This is a genomic window from Paenibacillus thiaminolyticus (genome assembly GCF_007066085.1).
Lineage (GTDB): Bacteria > Bacillota > Bacilli > Paenibacillales > Paenibacillaceae > Paenibacillus_B > Paenibacillus_B thiaminolyticus.
Genome location: NZ_CP041405.1, coordinates 4950474 through 4966122 on the forward strand (window position 1 = coordinate 4950474; position 15649 = coordinate 4966122).

The following is a 15649-nucleotide window of genomic DNA, read 5'->3' on the forward strand; positions in this document are numbered from 1 at the left end:
AGACCTATCAATATTTGCACGGAACCTATGCTCCCTAAGCGCCGGATGCCTTCGGCTCCGGATGAAGCCGCCTGCGCTGCCCGACAACCGTCTTTCTCTCTGGAGAGAAGGCGGTTTTTTGCGTTTCTTGTTTCCCTATTCTATGAAATAAGGCGGTTGGCATGAACCATATATCTATGACTGTCCGGCACTGAATGCATACATTATAGTAAGCAGTGACATGGTGGTAAGAAGCTCCTATATATAGCTGCCATGAGCTGCCACAATCAATGCTGGCGCTTGCGATGAATGCGATGAACGTCTCCCAGGTTACTCCTCATCCTTGCCGCTCCATGCTGACTCGGGGATAGTGGCCAGCCAGGGAAGGAGACGGGAGTAGCCGCGATTCTCTTCATCGGTACAAGCATGGCACCCAGCGAACCGCATCTCAGGAACCGGCTCTGCGGCTCGTTGGGGGCCGTGCGTCCACAAGAAGTGGAGTGGGCGCCACGAAGGCAGCCCGGTCGGCCGCTGTCCCACACTGTCCTCGAGCACCCTGCGAGGCGCGCGGTTTTTGGCATGCCTGTTCGAAATTAAGGCTGATTGTCCAGCAGTCTACCTATTCCAAATAGGAAATACAAGCATATTTTATAGCATCAGCCGAAATAGATGACCTCCTGTTGATATTATGCCTATCATCGCGTTATGCATGTACCCTATCAAATCTCTTTATTTTGTTGTTACGGGTCATTGTTGCTTCATCACCTTCGGCAGAAATTTGAAGGGGAAAGGAATGAAGGGTGTTGATGATGAGCGGTTATGAGAGAGTGATGAATGCCATTCGAGACGTTGATCTGGCTGAAGTCGAAGTCAGATATAACTGCGGCCAAAAGCTAAAATTTGATTTGACGAAAAAGTATGACATCCTGAGTCAGGAGCTGTTAGAGCAATGGTTGAGCAATATCGAATGGGGACGAGTCGAGAAAGTGAAATGGAAAACGTGCAGCGGCGAAAAAACGACGATGTATATGCCGGGATGCGGCGGCAAGAGTCGTTGCCATAAGAGCAAGTATCATCATGACGGATGCAAATGCGAGAAGTGCAAGCCGAAGAATCATCACCATGACGGATGCAAATGCGAGAAATGCAAGCCGAAGCATCATCACCATGACGGATGCAAATGCGAGAAATGCAAGCCGAAGCATCATCATCATGACGGATGCAAATGCGAGAAATGCAAGAAGCACCATCACCATGACGGATGCAAATGCGAGAAATGCAAGAAGCACCATCCCCATGATGGATGCAAATGCGAGAAATGCAAGCCAAAGCACCATCACCATGACGGATGTAAATGCGAGAGATGCAAGCCGCATCATCACCACCGTGAATGCGATCCATGCAGACCCGATCCATGCTGCAGCTGCAACTCCGACCCGTGCTGCTGCAAGCCTCGGTTCGTATGGCGCGACCACGATCCTTATACGCGGTTCCAGCCGAAGCCGCAAATCCCGTATAAGCATTACCCGGCCGGTAATTGTTAAGCCGTATCCGGTACGCAGCGGTCATTCACAGCCCGCCGCGTCGTCTACTTATTTCGGCCCCAAATGAAGAGAGAGATAGCTAGGCGTGCGCTTCGATTGAAGCGCACTATTTTTCCGCCTTGCATCCCTTTTATTCTTCAGGCTCCGTTCGCCAACTGGCATATTTCAATATAAACGGGCTGACTCCTTCAGGGTGCATTGTCTGCCACACCTTATGTGTATATGGAACGATCAACGGTACCTCTCGATCCCATCTTTTTTGCCGAATTCCATCTATTTTTGCACCGAACCGCTATAATGAGAGAGACAACCGATAGCGAGATAGAATGGAGAACATAGACTTGAGGACCTTTAAAAAAGTATATATCGAGATTACAAGCATCTGTAATCTGGCCTGCAGCTTCTGTCCACAGACCGAACGGAAAGCGCAGTTCATCCAGCTCGACGCGTTCCATCGTATTCTTGATGAGATAAAGCCGCATACGCGCCATATCTATCTTCATGTCAAAGGCGAGCCGCTGCTCCATCCCCGCATTGATGAACTGCTGGACGCCAGCCATGAGAAAGGGTTCAAGGTCAATATCACGACCAACGGCACGCTGATCTGGAAGAACCGGCATAAGCTGCTTGGCAAGCCGGCGCTTCGGCAGATGAATTTCTCCCTCCACAGCTTCGACGGGCATGAAGGATCGGAGAATCGGGAGCAATACTTGTCCGATATTTTATCGTTCGTGCGGGAGGCGGCCGAGCATCAAGTGATTTTTTCCTTCCGGTTATGGAATCTGAATCCGGAGCATGCCACGTCTCTGCAGAAGCGAAGGAACCGGGAGACCTTGGAGATGCTGGAGAAGGAATTTAACCTGGATTACCATATCGAGGAAAAGGTGGTTCCCGGGGGAGGCATCCAAATCACGGATCGCATTTACTTGAATCAGGACTATGAATTCCAATGGCCAAGCTTGCATGCGCCTGAGGATGATGGCAAGGGCTTCTGCCATGGGCTGCGCAGCCAGGCGGCGGTGCTGGTCGACGGAACGGTCGTCCCGTGCTGTCTGGACGGGGAAGGCGTCATTCGCTTGGGCAATGTTCACCATACTCCATTTGCCGAGATCGTGGAGGGGGAGCGCGCGAGCCGGCTGTATGACGGATTTTCGCGAAGAGAAGCCGTTGAAGAATTATGCCGGAAATGCGGATACCGCAAAAGATTCGGAACTTAATGTAAGGTATCGCACAAGGACCCCTGCTGACGTCCTATCAGACATAGACAAAGTCAATATTTTAAAAAATAGCATTGAATATATAGGTAGAAATATTCGATGATATTTCTTTACGTATGAATTTTATATAATCAAAGTTTGATATCTATATTCGGTCAGTGTTGCAATCGGAAATGCAGAAATAAAGACTGGAAACAACTATTACAGGAGGTGGGTTTTTGGATAAGTTCACGAAAGACGAATTAGAAGAAGCTCTCCGGGCTATAGATTCAACGATTAGTAAGTGTGAGAAAGTACAGCCAAAATTGAAACCAGGTACTTCTCAGCACACGCTGCTCATACGCAGGATTAAGGCGCTCTATATCGCATCAGCGCTGATAAAAAGGGAATTGGGTTTGTAAGCAAATGAAAAAGGAAGTAGTTATAAGGGACGAAAATTGAACCGCGACTTAGGTGTTGTCGAATCGTGACAATACCCCGTGGCCGGGAGCCCGTCCGTTGAACACCGCTTATCTCGTTCCCTTTGCATTGCCATTCATGATGAGAAGCGAGGACAGCGCATCTTGAAGCATCGGCTTGCCGATCGTCTCGCCCTGCGGTCCATTGTTCCGATGGAGCCGAATGATAACCATTGGACAAGAGTGTGATTTGTCGAATTATGGTGGTTGAAGTCATGCTGTTTTAGTCCTTTATCACCACATAATTAGTCGAATAATTTCGCCTACTTGGGACTAAATCCCCTGTCGCGCAGATTGTGGATATGGTTATATGGATAGGTATGAAAATTCGTTACAGATCTTAGGAGGATACTCGCTTTGAAAAAATGGACACTTGCATTATTAGGGGCAATCTTAGCGTTGGGAATCACGGCTTGCGGCGACAAAGGCGCTTCCGGTGAAGCGACCAACGCGGAAAAACCGGCGGACACACAAACAGAAAGCGCGCCGGCATTGACTGCGGATGAACTGCTGACGAAGATGGCGGAAGCCAGCCAAAAGATGAAGAACTTCGCTATGGATGCGAGCATCAACCAGAACATTACGGTCTCTCAAGGCGATCAGAAGCAAGAGCAGAAGGTTGATATCTCGATGAAGGCGGAATTCAACAAAGAGCCGTTCGGCATGTATCAAGAGATGAAAATGTCTATGCCGGGCCAAGGCGAACAGGACATTAAGCAATATATTTCGAAAGATGCGATCTACACGCAAGTGGATGGGGAGTGGGTCAAGCTTCCGGACGAAATGATTGGCGATATGGTGGCATCACTGGAAGATTCCGCGAAAATCGAGACTCAAATGGAACAGTTCAAATCGTTCTCCAAAGATATGAAAGTAGCGGAAGAAGGAGACAAGTACGTATTGTCAGCTGATTTGTCGGGCGATGGAATCAAAGAGCTGGCTAAAGACTTGATGAGCCAGTCGGGCAGCGGCGAAGACGCACAAACGCAGGCGCTGATTGAGCAAATGGATATCAAAAATGTCAAAGTTACGTATGCGGTCAACAAAGAATCGTTCTTGCCTCTTCAGTCCGACGTCAACATGACGATGGAAATGGAGCAAGACGGCCAAAAAATCTCCATGGACATGGTGATGAAGAGCTCGTTCTCCAAGCATGACGAAGTAGGCGAAATCACAGTGCCTCAAGAGGTGCTGGACAGCGCTCAATAATTTGTTCGCGTTCAACCGCCGGATCCGGAAGGATTCGGCGGTTTTTTGCGCGGGTGGAGCTTTTCTCGCTGCGTGTTGGAGGCGAAGGAGAAATCTATTCTCTCCGCTTTATGCCAGCCCCAGCTTGCTCTCGATCTGCCAGATGGCCTCCTCCATGGTGATGACTGTCTCCGTCTGTTCGACCATGTCCTTGAGACGGAGCGCCCCGATGGCGGCCTCGCTCGCGCCGATAAGCAGCACGAAGCGAATTCGTTGGGATGCGGCGGAGGCGAGCGCTTTTTTGAGCTTCCGCCCGCTTGTATCCAGCGAGGTGCGAATCCCGCTGGCCCGAAGCGCGGCGGCGGTCCGGAGAACCTCAGGCAGGGTATCCCCGATCGCAATGACGACGGCCGGAGCGGGGGGCCTTGCAACCTGCCGCCGCGCAACTAATGCCATGATCGACTCCATGCCGAATGACAGCCCGACGGTAGGGCAGGCTGCATCCTGACGCCCGGTGAACTGGCCGATGATTGCGTCGTATCTTCCGCCGGCGCCGAGGCTCGAGGTGAAGGTGCCCGACGCATCAAAAATTTCATATACGGTGCCGGTATAGAAAGACAGCCCGCGGGACAGGAACGGGTCGAAAACGCAGCTTGCCGCGAGCCCGGCCCCGTCGATAAGACGCTGCAGAGCGCGCACCTCGGATACGCCCTCCGACGATAGGAGGCCGTAAGCCGTGGCGAGCGAGTCGGCTGAGATCTCTTCTCTCTCCATTAGGGCCGCTATCGCCCCGGTTACCGCTGGTTCCAAGCCTTTGGCAAGCAGCTCGTCCTTGACCCCTTCTTTTCCGATTTTAGCAATCTTGTCGAGCGTCAGCATGACCGACAACGCCTCCCCGGCCGGGACGCCAATCGATTCCAGCAGTTCTCCGAGGAACCGCCGGTTGTTCCATTTTATCGTCACCGGGATCTCCAGGCGGCGGAACGCCTCGACGGCGAGCTGCATCAGCTCGGCCTCGGCTTCCGGCCCTGCAATGCCGACGATATCGGCATCGCATTGCAGAAATTCCCGCAGCCTGCCCCGTTTCACTGGCCCGTCGCGGAACACTTTGCCGATCTCATACCGCTTATACGGCAGCTCCAGACCGGGATTCATCGCGATGACCTTGGCGAACGGGATCGTCAGATCATAGCGAAGCCCTAACTGCCGTTTCCCTTGATCGCTCAACCGGTACATTTCCTTCACAATTTCTTCCCCGCCGGCATATTTCGAGGCCAGTACATCAAGCTCATGCAAGATCGTGCTCTCCATCGCCTCGAAGCGGTACAGCTCGAACAGGTTCCGCAGCACGTCCTGCACTTGCTGGCGCGCCGCTTGCTCCGGACCGAAAAAATCATAAGTACCTTTTACATTTTGCATCATATCCATCCTCCCTTGTTCATATGGAAAATAAAAAACGCGCCGGACCTCTTGGTCCCGCGCGCCGGATATATGCCGCAGGGAGGCCAACGCGAATAGCGCTAGCCCTCCCTGATAAGTTCAGGGGTGCTAACGCTTCTTGTGATGATGAAGTTGGTTCTGCTTGATTCGGTTCATGAGCAGGTTCCTCCATCGCAAGTAATATTACAGAGTATAGCGTATGGGTTGGGAAAAAGCAATCAACTCCTCCGCCGATCTCACGAAGCAGAATAAGACTGGAGTTGCGTCCTCGCCTTCTGAATGATATCTCCGATCTTTTGCTCCAGCTGCAAGACTTGGCGGCTGCGTTCAGTCCGCTGGCGGGAGGAGGATGTCATCGAGGCGAGCGCCTTCAAGCTGGCGCTGGCATCGCCCTTCCTTGCGGCTTGCGTCAGCGTCCTCCGGGCCGCAGAGAGATTGCTCTTATAGGTGCCAGCGGCACTCTTCAATCTCCTGATCTGGACCTTGACCGTATCAATGGCGGAGAGAGTCTGGCGAATGCGCTTGACGGCGTCGGTGCGGACCTGCCTGGCCGACTTCAGCACGGCTTGGCGGCGGCGGATGTCCTCCCGCGCGATCTGGACGAGCGGCTTCATGCCGGTATGCTGCAGGCGGAGCGCCGCGTTCAACTGTTTGTTCTTCCACGGCTTCGCGGCCGAGATCTGCTTGTTCAAGGCGCTGTAGGCGTCGAACAGCGGCTGATACTTCTTCTTCGCCGCTTGTACTTGTGAGTCGAGGCGCTTCAGCTTCTCCTCGTGCAGCCCCTTCAGCTGCTGGCGGATCGCGGTCAGCGCCTCCGCGTTGTCGTAGTGCAGCCGCTTCGTCTTCTCCTGCCATTCCCGCTCCGACATCTCAAGCTGAAGCAGCTCCTGGTAGAGCTGAGTCAGCTTGTCCGCCTGTGTCCGGCCCGCTGCCGCCACCATCTTGTCGAAGGCGGCCTTGGCCGTGGCGGACAACTCCGCCGCTGCCGCATGGAGTGCGGCCGGGCCGGCCAACAGGCATGCGAGCGCCACGAGGAGCGCCGTCATGATCGCGCCTAGTTTCTTCATCATGTTCAATCCCATCCTCTCTTCATCATTTTCATAAGATATCCGGCCCTGCCTGTCTTCCATATCCCCGCACGCAAGAAAGGAAAAAGCAAAAAAGCACCTGCAAGAAGGGCCATCAAGCCCATTCCTGCGGGTGCTTCCATCGCAAGTGCCGTTATATGTCATTGAAGTTAATGATATGAAAGAATGCAAGACTTGTCAAGGCGAACAGATGATGATAGTGCTATACTTCTCAAAACAGACGATGAGAGTGCCTTACTTCGTAGTATAGAGCGGCCTGAGTGCCTTTATAGTGCGTCAGTGCGTCATTGTGAAAAGCGGAGTTTGTGGAAATAGGAGAGGTAGAGGGCAATGTCATTAAGATAAGGCGTGGAAACCATAATCAAGCACAAGAGCAGGTTATCGAAAAGATAGCCCGCTCTTTTTTTGAAAGAAAATCAAGACTTAACAGGTAGATGGATATGTGTGGCGAAGACCCTTGAAACACGAGGAGGCCACGTCCATGAATGAGTATGCGAATTCGCTAAAAAAAACGCTGACATCCCTCATACGAGAAATGGCAGCCGCACCAGCTCCTTATGTCAAAAACCCTGAAAAAGATTTTACCCGAAAGAAAAAGCTGCCCTTTGAAACGGTGATGCAACTCCTGATCTCCATGGGAGGGAACAGCCTATATAAGGAACTTTGGAATCACAAGGCTATGACGTAAACACCGCAACCACTTCCGCTTTTGTCCAACAGAGGAATAAAGTGCTGCCGTCTGCTGTGGAATTCTTGTTTCACGCATTTACGCAATCGGTTACGGATATCAAGGACTACCGAGGGTATCGGCTACTTGCCGTTGACGGTTCGGATTTGCATATCGCAACTGACTCTGCGGACACGGACACCTATTTTCAAAGTCAACCGAACACGAAAGGCTATAACCTTCTGCATTTGAACGCTGCCTATGACTTGTGCAACAGACTGTACGTGGATGCCATTGTTCAGCCACGAAGGTTATGCAACGAGGGAAGGGCGCTGGCTGCTATGGTTCACCGTTCTCCAATCAAGGGCAAAACCATTGTGATTGCCGATAGAGGTTATGAAAGTTACAACAATTTCGCGCATCTTGAACGCAAAGGGTGGAACTATGTCATACGGGTAAAGGATTTGGATTCCAATGGTATTCTTTCGGGCTTGCGTTTGCCCTCTAGCGGAGAGTTTGATAGGAACGTTCATCTGACACTCACCAAAAAACAAACCAAAGAGGTCAAGGCTAATCCCGAGATTTACAAGTTCGTTCCTTCCACGTCAACCTTTGATTTTGGATTTGCATGAGAACTTGTTTTACCCGATTTCCTTTCGGGTGGTTCGTTTCGTCCTGCCGAGTGGCGCTTTTGAGACCGTCATTACGAATCTTACCGCCACGGATTTCCCACCGGGTGAAATCATGTCAATGTATAACATGCGATGGGGCATTGAAACCTCATTCCGGGCATTAAAGTACACTGTCGGTCTGACGAATTTTCATGCAAAGAAACGAGAGTCCATCACCCAGGAGATATTCGCAAGAATGATCCTGTACAATTTCGCTGAAATGATAACCTCGCACGTCGTCATTTCCCAAATGGAGAAACGGCACCCCCTATCAAGTTAACTTCACGGTTGCCGTTCACGTGTGTAGACACTTCCTGCGCTCAAGGGACGATGAACCCCCGCCTGATGTTGAAGCGCTGATTCGCAAAAACATTTTGCCGATTCGACCCATTCGCCCAGGGCAGCAGAATACGCGCAAAATACGCTACAAATCAGTGGTTAGCTTCGTCTATAGAGTAGCATAATTTGTTTCATATGAACATTTTTTTAAGCGGATCATCCCTCCGCTTTGTTTGCTGTACACTTTTTTCCTTGCTTGTATACAAAAAAGAAACGGCACAGGGCTTTTTCCCATGCCGTTTCGGATTCCATTTTTATTTCCGCTCTTGTCTTGGAGCTAAACTTAATGACATTGAGGTAGAGGGGCCGGTTTTTTGGCGAAATCCTGCACCAGTGCAGCAATTTTTTGTTTTGACTGGCCGATTTGGCAGCATTCCTGCAAAACTACATCAATTCCACTCGACTTCCTCCGATCCAAGCCGAAATATCTTAAATTCCTGCACATTTGCAGCATTCCCTTTACCAAGTAGGGGGGATGGTCGAAATCCTGCAGAATTGCAGCATTCCTTTTAGCGAAGTAGCGTTGTGGGCAAAATTTTCGCAATTTCGGCCGCTACCAAGTAAGGGTGTCGGTCAAAATTCTGCAGACTTGCAGCATCCCCTCACCAAGCAGGGCGTCGGCCGCAATCCTTCAAAATTGCAACTTTCCTTATATTAGTAGCTTTTCCGGCAAAATCCTGACATTAGAACATGCGCTTTACCTACCTTCTGCATAGAAGCGGCTTTGTCGGCTTTATCCCAAAAACTGCGTACGGCCATGCTGATGATGAGCACGATCGATTGCCGCTGGTATTATGCCGTCGGCACTCTCCATCCCGGTCTTGACTCGGAAGTCAGGGTCGCCAGGAAAGCGAAAGCAGCGGGCATATGAGGAGACGTGGCGCTAATACGTCATCCAACGGGGAAATTCCTGCCCTATTTTAAAATTATATTTTAAAAAGTGTATTGATATTTAAAATAATGTTTCAATATGATAGGAAGTAACAGCCGCGAGCTGTTCAGATGAGAGTAAAGGAGGGAGCATTGATATCTGTTCGCTATGCTTGGCAGCATGATTGACAACACGAAAGAAGCTAAGATGTGATCAATCATCTCATTAGGGAGTGAATGAACGAATGAACAGGACACGGCATTCATTTCACGGCAGGGCGATGATGTCTCTTATGGTGGCGCTTATTCTTTTGCTGGGGACGGGGTTAACCGGATTTGGAAGCGCTTTACCGCTTGTCTATGCGGAAGAAGCGGACGGAGCGGGGCCGATCGTGCTGGAGGAATTCGAGAATCTCGAGAACCTGCGGGCCAGCCATGTGAGAGCCAATTCCGCCGAATTGAGCCTGGTCAGCCGGCCGGAGACCATCTATCACGGTCATCATGCGGTAAAGCTGAGCTATGACTTTATCGGCCAACCGGATACATCGGCAGCGTATGTGAACTTCTATAATCCGGATGGCACAAGGGGGAGGGTGATCCCGGGCAAGCCCCGGAAGCTAGGCGTATGGGTGTACGGCAATCAAAACAATAACTGGCTGCGTGCAGCGGTGGCGGATGGGAGCGACAAGGCTTTACCTGCGATCGATTTTACGACGTCATCGGGCTTCAATTGGCAGGGATGGAAATATGTCACCGCTGACGTTCCGCAAAATATACAATGGCCTCTGAAGCTGAACCAGATCTATATGGCCGCGACAAAAGCGGAAAACAAAAACAGCGGAGCCATCTATTTCGATCGGCTGTCCGCTATCTATGCAAGCTCACCGATTCTTCAGCTGGACATCGCTGGATTGCCGCCGCAAATGCAGGCCGGGAGCAGCCAAGCGATCCAAGTCGTTGAGACGCGCAACGGCAGTACGGCTCCCCAGCGGATCGAGAGCGGCGTCCACCTGACCAGCAGCGACGAGAGTGTCGCAACGGTGACAAGGGCGACGTATGATTCGATCACGGCCGTCGGCGTCGGAACTGCCATTATTATGGCCGAATACGGCGATGCGCCCCCGGTCCGGGTGACGCTGAACGTGACGGAGGATGCGCCGGAGCTGGAGCGGATTGAGGTGTCCGGCCCGCAGAAGATGGTGCGGACAGCAACCGGCGCATTGAAGGCGTATGCGGTCTACGCGGGTAACGAGGCGCCGGTGGAAATGTTCGGCGGCGCCAGCTTCGCCAGCAGCCGGCCGGAAGTGGTGAGCGTCGATGACCGCGGCGGACTTGAAGCGCGGGCGATAGGGGCGGCGACGATTACGGTTACGTCTGTAACCTACCGCGGTATCTCGGCGGTGCATGAGATCGAGGTGACCGAGCCGAACCCTGAGCTGGAGAGCATCCAATTACGGAGCTTGAGCGCGGTCGCGATCGGCGGCTCGTTCGAGACGGAGGTGTACGGCATCTATTCGTGGGTGGAGGAGCCGGTGAAGATTACGGAAGGCGTGAAGTATACGAGCAGCAATCCTGAGGTCGCCTCGGTCGATGAGAACGGGATGGTTATCGGAATCAAGGCAGGTGGAACGCGCATAATGGCAACGTATGAGGGCAAGACGAGTTCCGTGTATATCGTGGTCAACCAGCCAGCGGCTATTCCGAAGGCGGAGATGAGAGCGGCGTGGATCGCGACGGTGGAAAATATCGATTGGCCGGCGAAGGGCACGACCGGCGCAGAGGAGCAGAAGCAGCAGTACAGGAAGCTGCTCGACGAGCTGCAGGCCGCGGGAATGAATGCGGTCATTATGCAGATTAAGCCGACGGCAGATGCCTTCTACCCGTCGGAGTACGGCCCATGGTCGGAGTGGCTGACGGGCGTGCAGGGAAAGGATCCGGGGTATGATCCGCTCGCGTTCATTTTGGAGGAAACCCATAAGCGGAATATGGAATTCCATGCCTGGTTCAATCCGTACCGCGTCAGCATGAAGAACGATATTGGGAGGCTGGTGGAGGATCATCCGGCGCGGAAGCATCCGGATTGGGTAATCTCGTTTGGCGGCAAGCTGTATTTCGATCCGGGCAATCCGGAGGCGCGGCAATTTATCACGGACAGCGTCATGGAGGTGGTGAAAAAGTATGACATCGATGCCGTTCATTTCGATGATTACTTCTACCCGTATCCGATTGAAGGCACGGAATTCCCGGACGATGTGTCCTATACGAAGTACGGCACGGAATTCCCGGATCGGGCTGCCTGGCGCCGGGATAATGTGAACCAGTTCATATGCGGCGTAAGCGAGGCGATCAAGCGGGAGAAGAGCTACGTTAAGTTCGGCATTAGCCCGTTCGGTATCTGGAAAAATAAGAGCAAGGATCCCGAAGGCTCCGATACGAACGGTTTAAGCAGCTATGAAGCACTGAACGCCGATTCGAAAAAATGGGTGGAGGAGGACTGGATCGACTATATCACTCCTCAGATTTATTGGTATATGGGCTATTCTCCGGCCGCCTATGACAAACTGATTGCCTGGTGGAGCGGGGTGACGTCCGGGAAGAACGTGCATCTGTACAGCGGTCAGGCAATCTACCGCATCGGACAGGGTGATGGCTGGATGGATCCGGAGGAAATGCCGAACCAGGTGAATTTCAACCGCAATTTCGCGGAAGTGTCCGGCAGCATGTATTTCAGTGCCCAATGGTTCGCCGCGAATCCGCTCGGCTTCACGGATCGTCTGCGGAGCGATCTGTACCGGTATCCGGCGCTCGTACCGGCGATGCCTTGGCTTGATGCGCGGGCTCCGGCCGCACCCTCCGGGGTATCGGCCCGCAATGCGAACGGGGGCATCGAGCTGAAGTGGAAGACGGCGAGCGATGAGTCGTACTTTGCCGTCTATCGGTTCGAGGGCAAGACCGCGGGCAGCATCGCAGACCCGGCGCATCTGCTTGGCACGATGCGCAAGCAGGCCGGGCAAGCGATGCAGACTTACGTGGATCGCGCGGCGGCGAAGGGACAACAATACACGTATGTGGTGACCGCCGTCGATCGGCTTCATAACGAGAGCATTGCCAGCGAAGCGGTCACCTTGACGGCTGCGGAACCGGCCGAGCCGAAGCCGAAGCCGACTCCGTCCGATCCGCCGTCATCGTCGGGCGGTTCCTCCTCGTCTCCGTCTCCGGCGCCTTCCAAGCCATCGCCGCCTGCGGACCCTATGACGCCGACCGTTCCGCCGGTAGAAGCGGCCGTTCCGGTCTTCCCGGATCTTACCCCGGTGGCTTGGGCGCAGGAGGCTATTCAGCAATTGGCGGCGCTTGGGATCGTCAGGGGGGATATGGACGGCAAGTTCCGGCCGCTGAAGCCGGTGACGCGAGCCGAGTTCACGGCGATGCTCGTGCGCGCCTTCGATCTGCAGGATGACGGCACGCCGCTCAACTGGAACGATGTGAAGGAGACGGATTGGCATTATACCGTCATCGCGGCAGCGAAGCAGGCCGGGCTGGTGCAGGGCACCGGCAAGGACAGATTCGAGCCGAACCGTCCAATCACCCGTCAGGAGATGGCGGTTATGGCTGCGAAGGCGCTTGCCGCCTTCACGAGCATGCCAGAGGCAGCGGATGCGGAGTCGGTCTTGGCCCGGTTCAAGGATCGGGAATCGATTGCTTCCTATGCCGCCAAGGCGGTTGCGACGCTCGCACAGGCAGACATCGTGAAGGGAACGGGCAGCGGCCTGTTCCATCCGAAGGGCGAGGCGAACCGGGCGCAGGCCGCGGTCATCGTCTGGAATATCGTGCAGAAGAAGGAATAACGGTTGCGAAGAAACGGAACAGGCCATGTTGTATAACCGGGAGCTCCCGGGGTTATCTTTTTCTCTACGGGGTGGGCGACCTTGGTGGGGGAACCGGAGGGGTGGAATCGTCGGAATCGATCCGCTGATCTCCCCCTTGCCCCAGAGCGGCTATGCCTTCCGTATACCTGCCGTCATGGGCTTAACCTCATCGGGAGTCATTAATGAAGCGCTGCAGACGGAGCCCGATATGGAAGTCAGTGCCGTCAAGACCGGAAATCTGCTGGACGATCCGGCTGTGCAGGCCGTGATTCAGGAGGAGAAGAAGCATAAAGAGCCTCGAGGGTGAAGAGAGCCATTGCCGGAAAAGTTTCGTACCTGCTCTTGCTCTTGGGATGGACCTGTGTTAGGATGAGGATAACTTTGACAGAACGGAGGGTCACCGATGATTGACATGGCAGCCATCTTCCGCTTGGGAAGAATCCGATTGAACGTATGTGACACTAACTGAATAGTGCTCATTTGCTCTGCCTGTGTGCAGAGTGATCGGGAATGGTCTGCCTTGGTTGCTCAGAGGAACCCTAATATGTTGCGCGACAGAAGAGGGAGGGACGATGCCTGCCTCTTTTGTTGTGCCTATATGACGCAGCACCTGCCAGGAACGAAGCGCTGGATGAAGCCGCTTCTTCTTCGGCGAACGCCTTCATTCGTGCGCCTGCCTGCTCCGTAACGGAGCCTGCTGGCCGAGCGTCTGTAGCTCTACTAGGATATTGGCAGGATGGAAGGCTTGCGGGGTGACCGTGACTTCACGCGTGCCGTGCGGGGTATGCTTATATGCAGGGATGCTATGCTCCTTTGCGCTAAGCGGCTTCTTCGCGGGGCTCGTCTTCCGATGACTCGACGCACAGGCGGAATGCCTGTGTTTTTTTTGTATTGCTTACTCATGATTCACAATAATGATGATACGTACCCAGGCGAGGCTTGGGTGCGCAACGGGGGAATAAATATGGAACAACTTACGATACAGCCGCAAAAAGCGGTACTGGCCGGCGTAAATCTGAATCATCAGCCGGACTTCGACTACTCGATGGAGGAACTGGCGAATCTGGCCGCGGCCTGCGGCGTGGAGGTCGTCGGCGTCGTGACGCAGAACCTGAGCAAGGTTAATACGTCGCATTATATCGGCACCGGCAAGCTGCAGGATGTGGCGATAATGCTGAATCAGCATGAGGCGGATATGGTCATTTTCAATGATGAGCTGTCTCCGTCGCAGCTTCGCAATCTGGAAAAGGATCTCGACTGCAAGGTCGTCGATCGCACGCTCCTTATCCTCGATATTTTCGGCGATCGGGCTAAGACGAAGGAGGCCCTGCTTCAGGTGGAAGTGGCGGAGCTGCAATATATGCTGCCGCGTCTGGTCGGTCTCCGGGAATCGCTGGGCCGTCAGAGCGGCGGGGTCGGCACGAGGAACAAAGGGGTGGGGGAGAAAAAGCTGGAGCTGGATCGCCGCCGGATTGAGGAGCGGATTACCGCTCTGAACAAGGAACTCGAGACGCTTGTGGCCCATCGCCAAACCCAGCGGAAGAAGCGGAAGAAAACTGAGCTTCCGGTCGTATCGCTTGTCGGTTACACGAACGCGGGCAAGTCGACAGTGATGAACACGCTGGTGGAGCTGTTCACGGATTCGAAGGACAAATTCGTCTTCGAGAAGGATATGCTCTTCGCCACGCTGGATACGTCTGTTCGCAGCATCGATCTGGAGGACAATAAGACCTTCCTGCTGACCGATACGGTCGGCTTCGTCAGCAAGCTGCCGCATCATCTCGTCAAGGCGTTCCGCTCGACGCTCGAGGAAGTGAAAGAGGCGGACCTGCTGGTCCATGTCGTCGATTTCTCGAATCCGGAATATGAACAGCATATCCGCATCACGAATGAGACGCTGAAGGCGATTGGAATCGAAGGGATCCCGATGATTTATGCGTACAACAAGATCGATCTGAAGGAAGGCGCCATTCCCGAATCGCAGGATTCGAGTATTTATATGGCCGCCAAGCGCAAGCAGGGCATCGATGAATTGATCGCCGCCATTCGTGCCCATGTGTTCAAGGATTATGTGAAATGCGAAATGCTCATTCCCTATGATCAGGGACAGCATGTGTCCTACTTGAACGAGCATGCGAACGTCCTCGCGACCGAATACGAGGAGTTGGGGACGAAGCTGACCCTGGAGTGCCGTCAGAGCGATTATCAGAAATTTGCGCAGTATGTGTGCGAGGCCTAAGCCTAAGCTGAACCCAAAGAGCCGCTTCCTTGACTATCGTCAGGGGCGGCTTTTTTGCGTACTTGGGTTGGGGCGAAGATGGC

12 protein-coding genes are annotated in these 15649 nt (G+C 53.4%); 9 read left to right on the forward strand and 3 right to left on the reverse strand.

Translation table 11 applies throughout. The features are described from left to right. Positions 1-920: 920 nt before the first annotated feature. A complete protein-coding gene (locus FLT43_RS29760) occupies positions 921-1364 on the reverse strand; it encodes a hypothetical protein (protein ID WP_140399036.1) in 444 nt (147 codons plus the stop codon). A gap of 500 nt (positions 1365-1864) precedes the next feature. Between FLT43_RS29760 and FLT43_RS21955 the strand changes: the two genes are divergently transcribed. The 3 genes from FLT43_RS21955 to FLT43_RS21965 all read left to right on the forward strand — a co-directional run bounded on the left by FLT43_RS21955 (position 1865) and on the right by FLT43_RS21965 (position 4407). After that, positions 1865-2740 carry a radical SAM/SPASM domain-containing protein gene (locus tag FLT43_RS21955; RefSeq protein ID WP_087443222.1) on the forward strand — a complete coding sequence of 292 codons (876 nt, stop codon included), beginning with the start codon at positions 1865-1867 and terminating at the stop codon, positions 2738-2740. Positions 2741-2958: 218 nt separating this feature from the next. After that, positions 2959-3141, forward strand: coding sequence for a hypothetical protein (locus tag FLT43_RS21960; protein WP_087443223.1), 183 nt, complete (start codon positions 2959-2961; stop codon positions 3139-3141). Positions 3142-3555: 414 nt separating this feature from the next. Continuing rightward, on the forward strand, positions 3556-4407 hold the full coding sequence (locus tag FLT43_RS21965; RefSeq protein ID WP_087443224.1) for a DUF6612 family protein: 852 nt from the start codon (positions 3556-3558) through the stop codon (positions 4405-4407). 108 nt (positions 4408-4515) lie between these two features. Here the strand turns inward: FLT43_RS21965 and FLT43_RS21970 are convergent, their stop codons facing one another. Both FLT43_RS21970 and FLT43_RS21975 read right to left on the reverse strand, forming a co-directional pair. Next, the gene (locus FLT43_RS21970) at positions 4516-5808 is read right to left on the reverse strand and encodes a histidine--tRNA ligase (protein ID WP_307719737.1); all 1293 of its coding nucleotides are present in this window, start codon (positions 5806-5808) and stop codon (positions 4516-4518) included. A 254-nt stretch (positions 5809-6062) separates the two neighbouring features. Next, a complete protein-coding gene (locus tag FLT43_RS21975; RefSeq protein ID WP_087443225.1) occupies positions 6063-6896 on the reverse strand; it encodes a hypothetical protein in 834 nt (277 codons plus the stop codon). A 499-nt stretch (positions 6897-7395) separates the two neighbouring features. On the opposite strand from FLT43_RS21975, the gene FLT43_RS29765 reads away from it, so the two are divergent. From FLT43_RS29765 to hflX, 6 genes are all read left to right on the forward strand, one after another. Beyond that, on the forward strand, positions 7396-7602 hold the full coding sequence (locus tag FLT43_RS29765; RefSeq protein WP_221936163.1) for a hypothetical protein: 207 nt from the start codon (positions 7396-7398) through the stop codon (positions 7600-7602). Next, on the forward strand, positions 7578-8213 hold the full coding sequence (locus FLT43_RS30590) for a transposase (protein ID WP_221936164.1): 636 nt from the start codon (positions 7578-7580) through the stop codon (positions 8211-8213). Before FLT43_RS29765 ends, FLT43_RS30590 begins: the two co-directional genes overlap by 25 nt. Positions 8214-8241: 28 nt before the next feature. Beyond that, the gene (locus FLT43_RS30905; RefSeq protein ID WP_423250189.1) at positions 8242-8532 is read left to right on the forward strand and encodes a transposase; all 291 of its coding nucleotides are present in this window, start codon (positions 8242-8244) and stop codon (positions 8530-8532) included. Positions 8533-9706: 1174 nt separating this feature from the next. Continuing rightward, complete coding sequence (locus FLT43_RS21985) at positions 9707-13306, forward strand: family 10 glycosylhydrolase (protein WP_244194023.1); 3600 nt, start codon at positions 9707-9709, stop codon at positions 13304-13306. Positions 13307-13481: 175 nt separating this feature from the next. Further along, positions 13482-13634, forward strand: a complete 153-nt coding sequence (locus FLT43_RS29780; RefSeq protein WP_164776476.1) for a hypothetical protein — start codon at positions 13482-13484, stop codon at positions 13632-13634. A gap of 657 nt (positions 13635-14291) precedes the next feature. After that, positions 14292-15566 carry a GTPase HflX gene (hflX, locus tag FLT43_RS21995; RefSeq protein WP_087440579.1) on the forward strand — a complete coding sequence of 425 codons (1275 nt, stop codon included), beginning with the start codon at positions 14292-14294 and terminating at the stop codon, positions 15564-15566. The last annotated feature ends 83 nt before the right edge of the window (positions 15567-15649 follow it).

What these genes read in the sequence shown, in the direction of transcription:
- FLT43_RS21970 (WP_307719737.1), bottom strand. Translation starts at nt 5,808, where the DNA reads ATGATGCAAAATGTAAAAGGTACTTATGATTTTTTCGGTCCGGAGCAA.
- FLT43_RS21975 (WP_087443225.1), bottom strand. Translation starts at nt 6,896, where the DNA reads ATGATGAAGAAACTAGGCGCGATCATGACGGCGCTCCTCGTGGCGCTC.
- FLT43_RS29765 (WP_221936163.1), top strand. Translation starts at nt 7,396, where the DNA reads ATGAATGAGTATGCGAATTCGCTAAAAAAAACGCTGACATCCCTCATA.
- FLT43_RS21985 (WP_244194023.1), top strand. Translation starts at nt 9,707, where the DNA reads ATGAACAGGACACGGCATTCATTTCACGGCAGGGCGATGATGTCTCTT.
- FLT43_RS29780 (WP_164776476.1), top strand. Translation starts at nt 13,482, where the DNA reads ATGGGCTTAACCTCATCGGGAGTCATTAATGAAGCGCTGCAGACGGAG.
- hflX (WP_087440579.1), top strand. Translation starts at nt 14,292, where the DNA reads ATGGAACAACTTACGATACAGCCGCAAAAAGCGGTACTGGCCGGCGTA.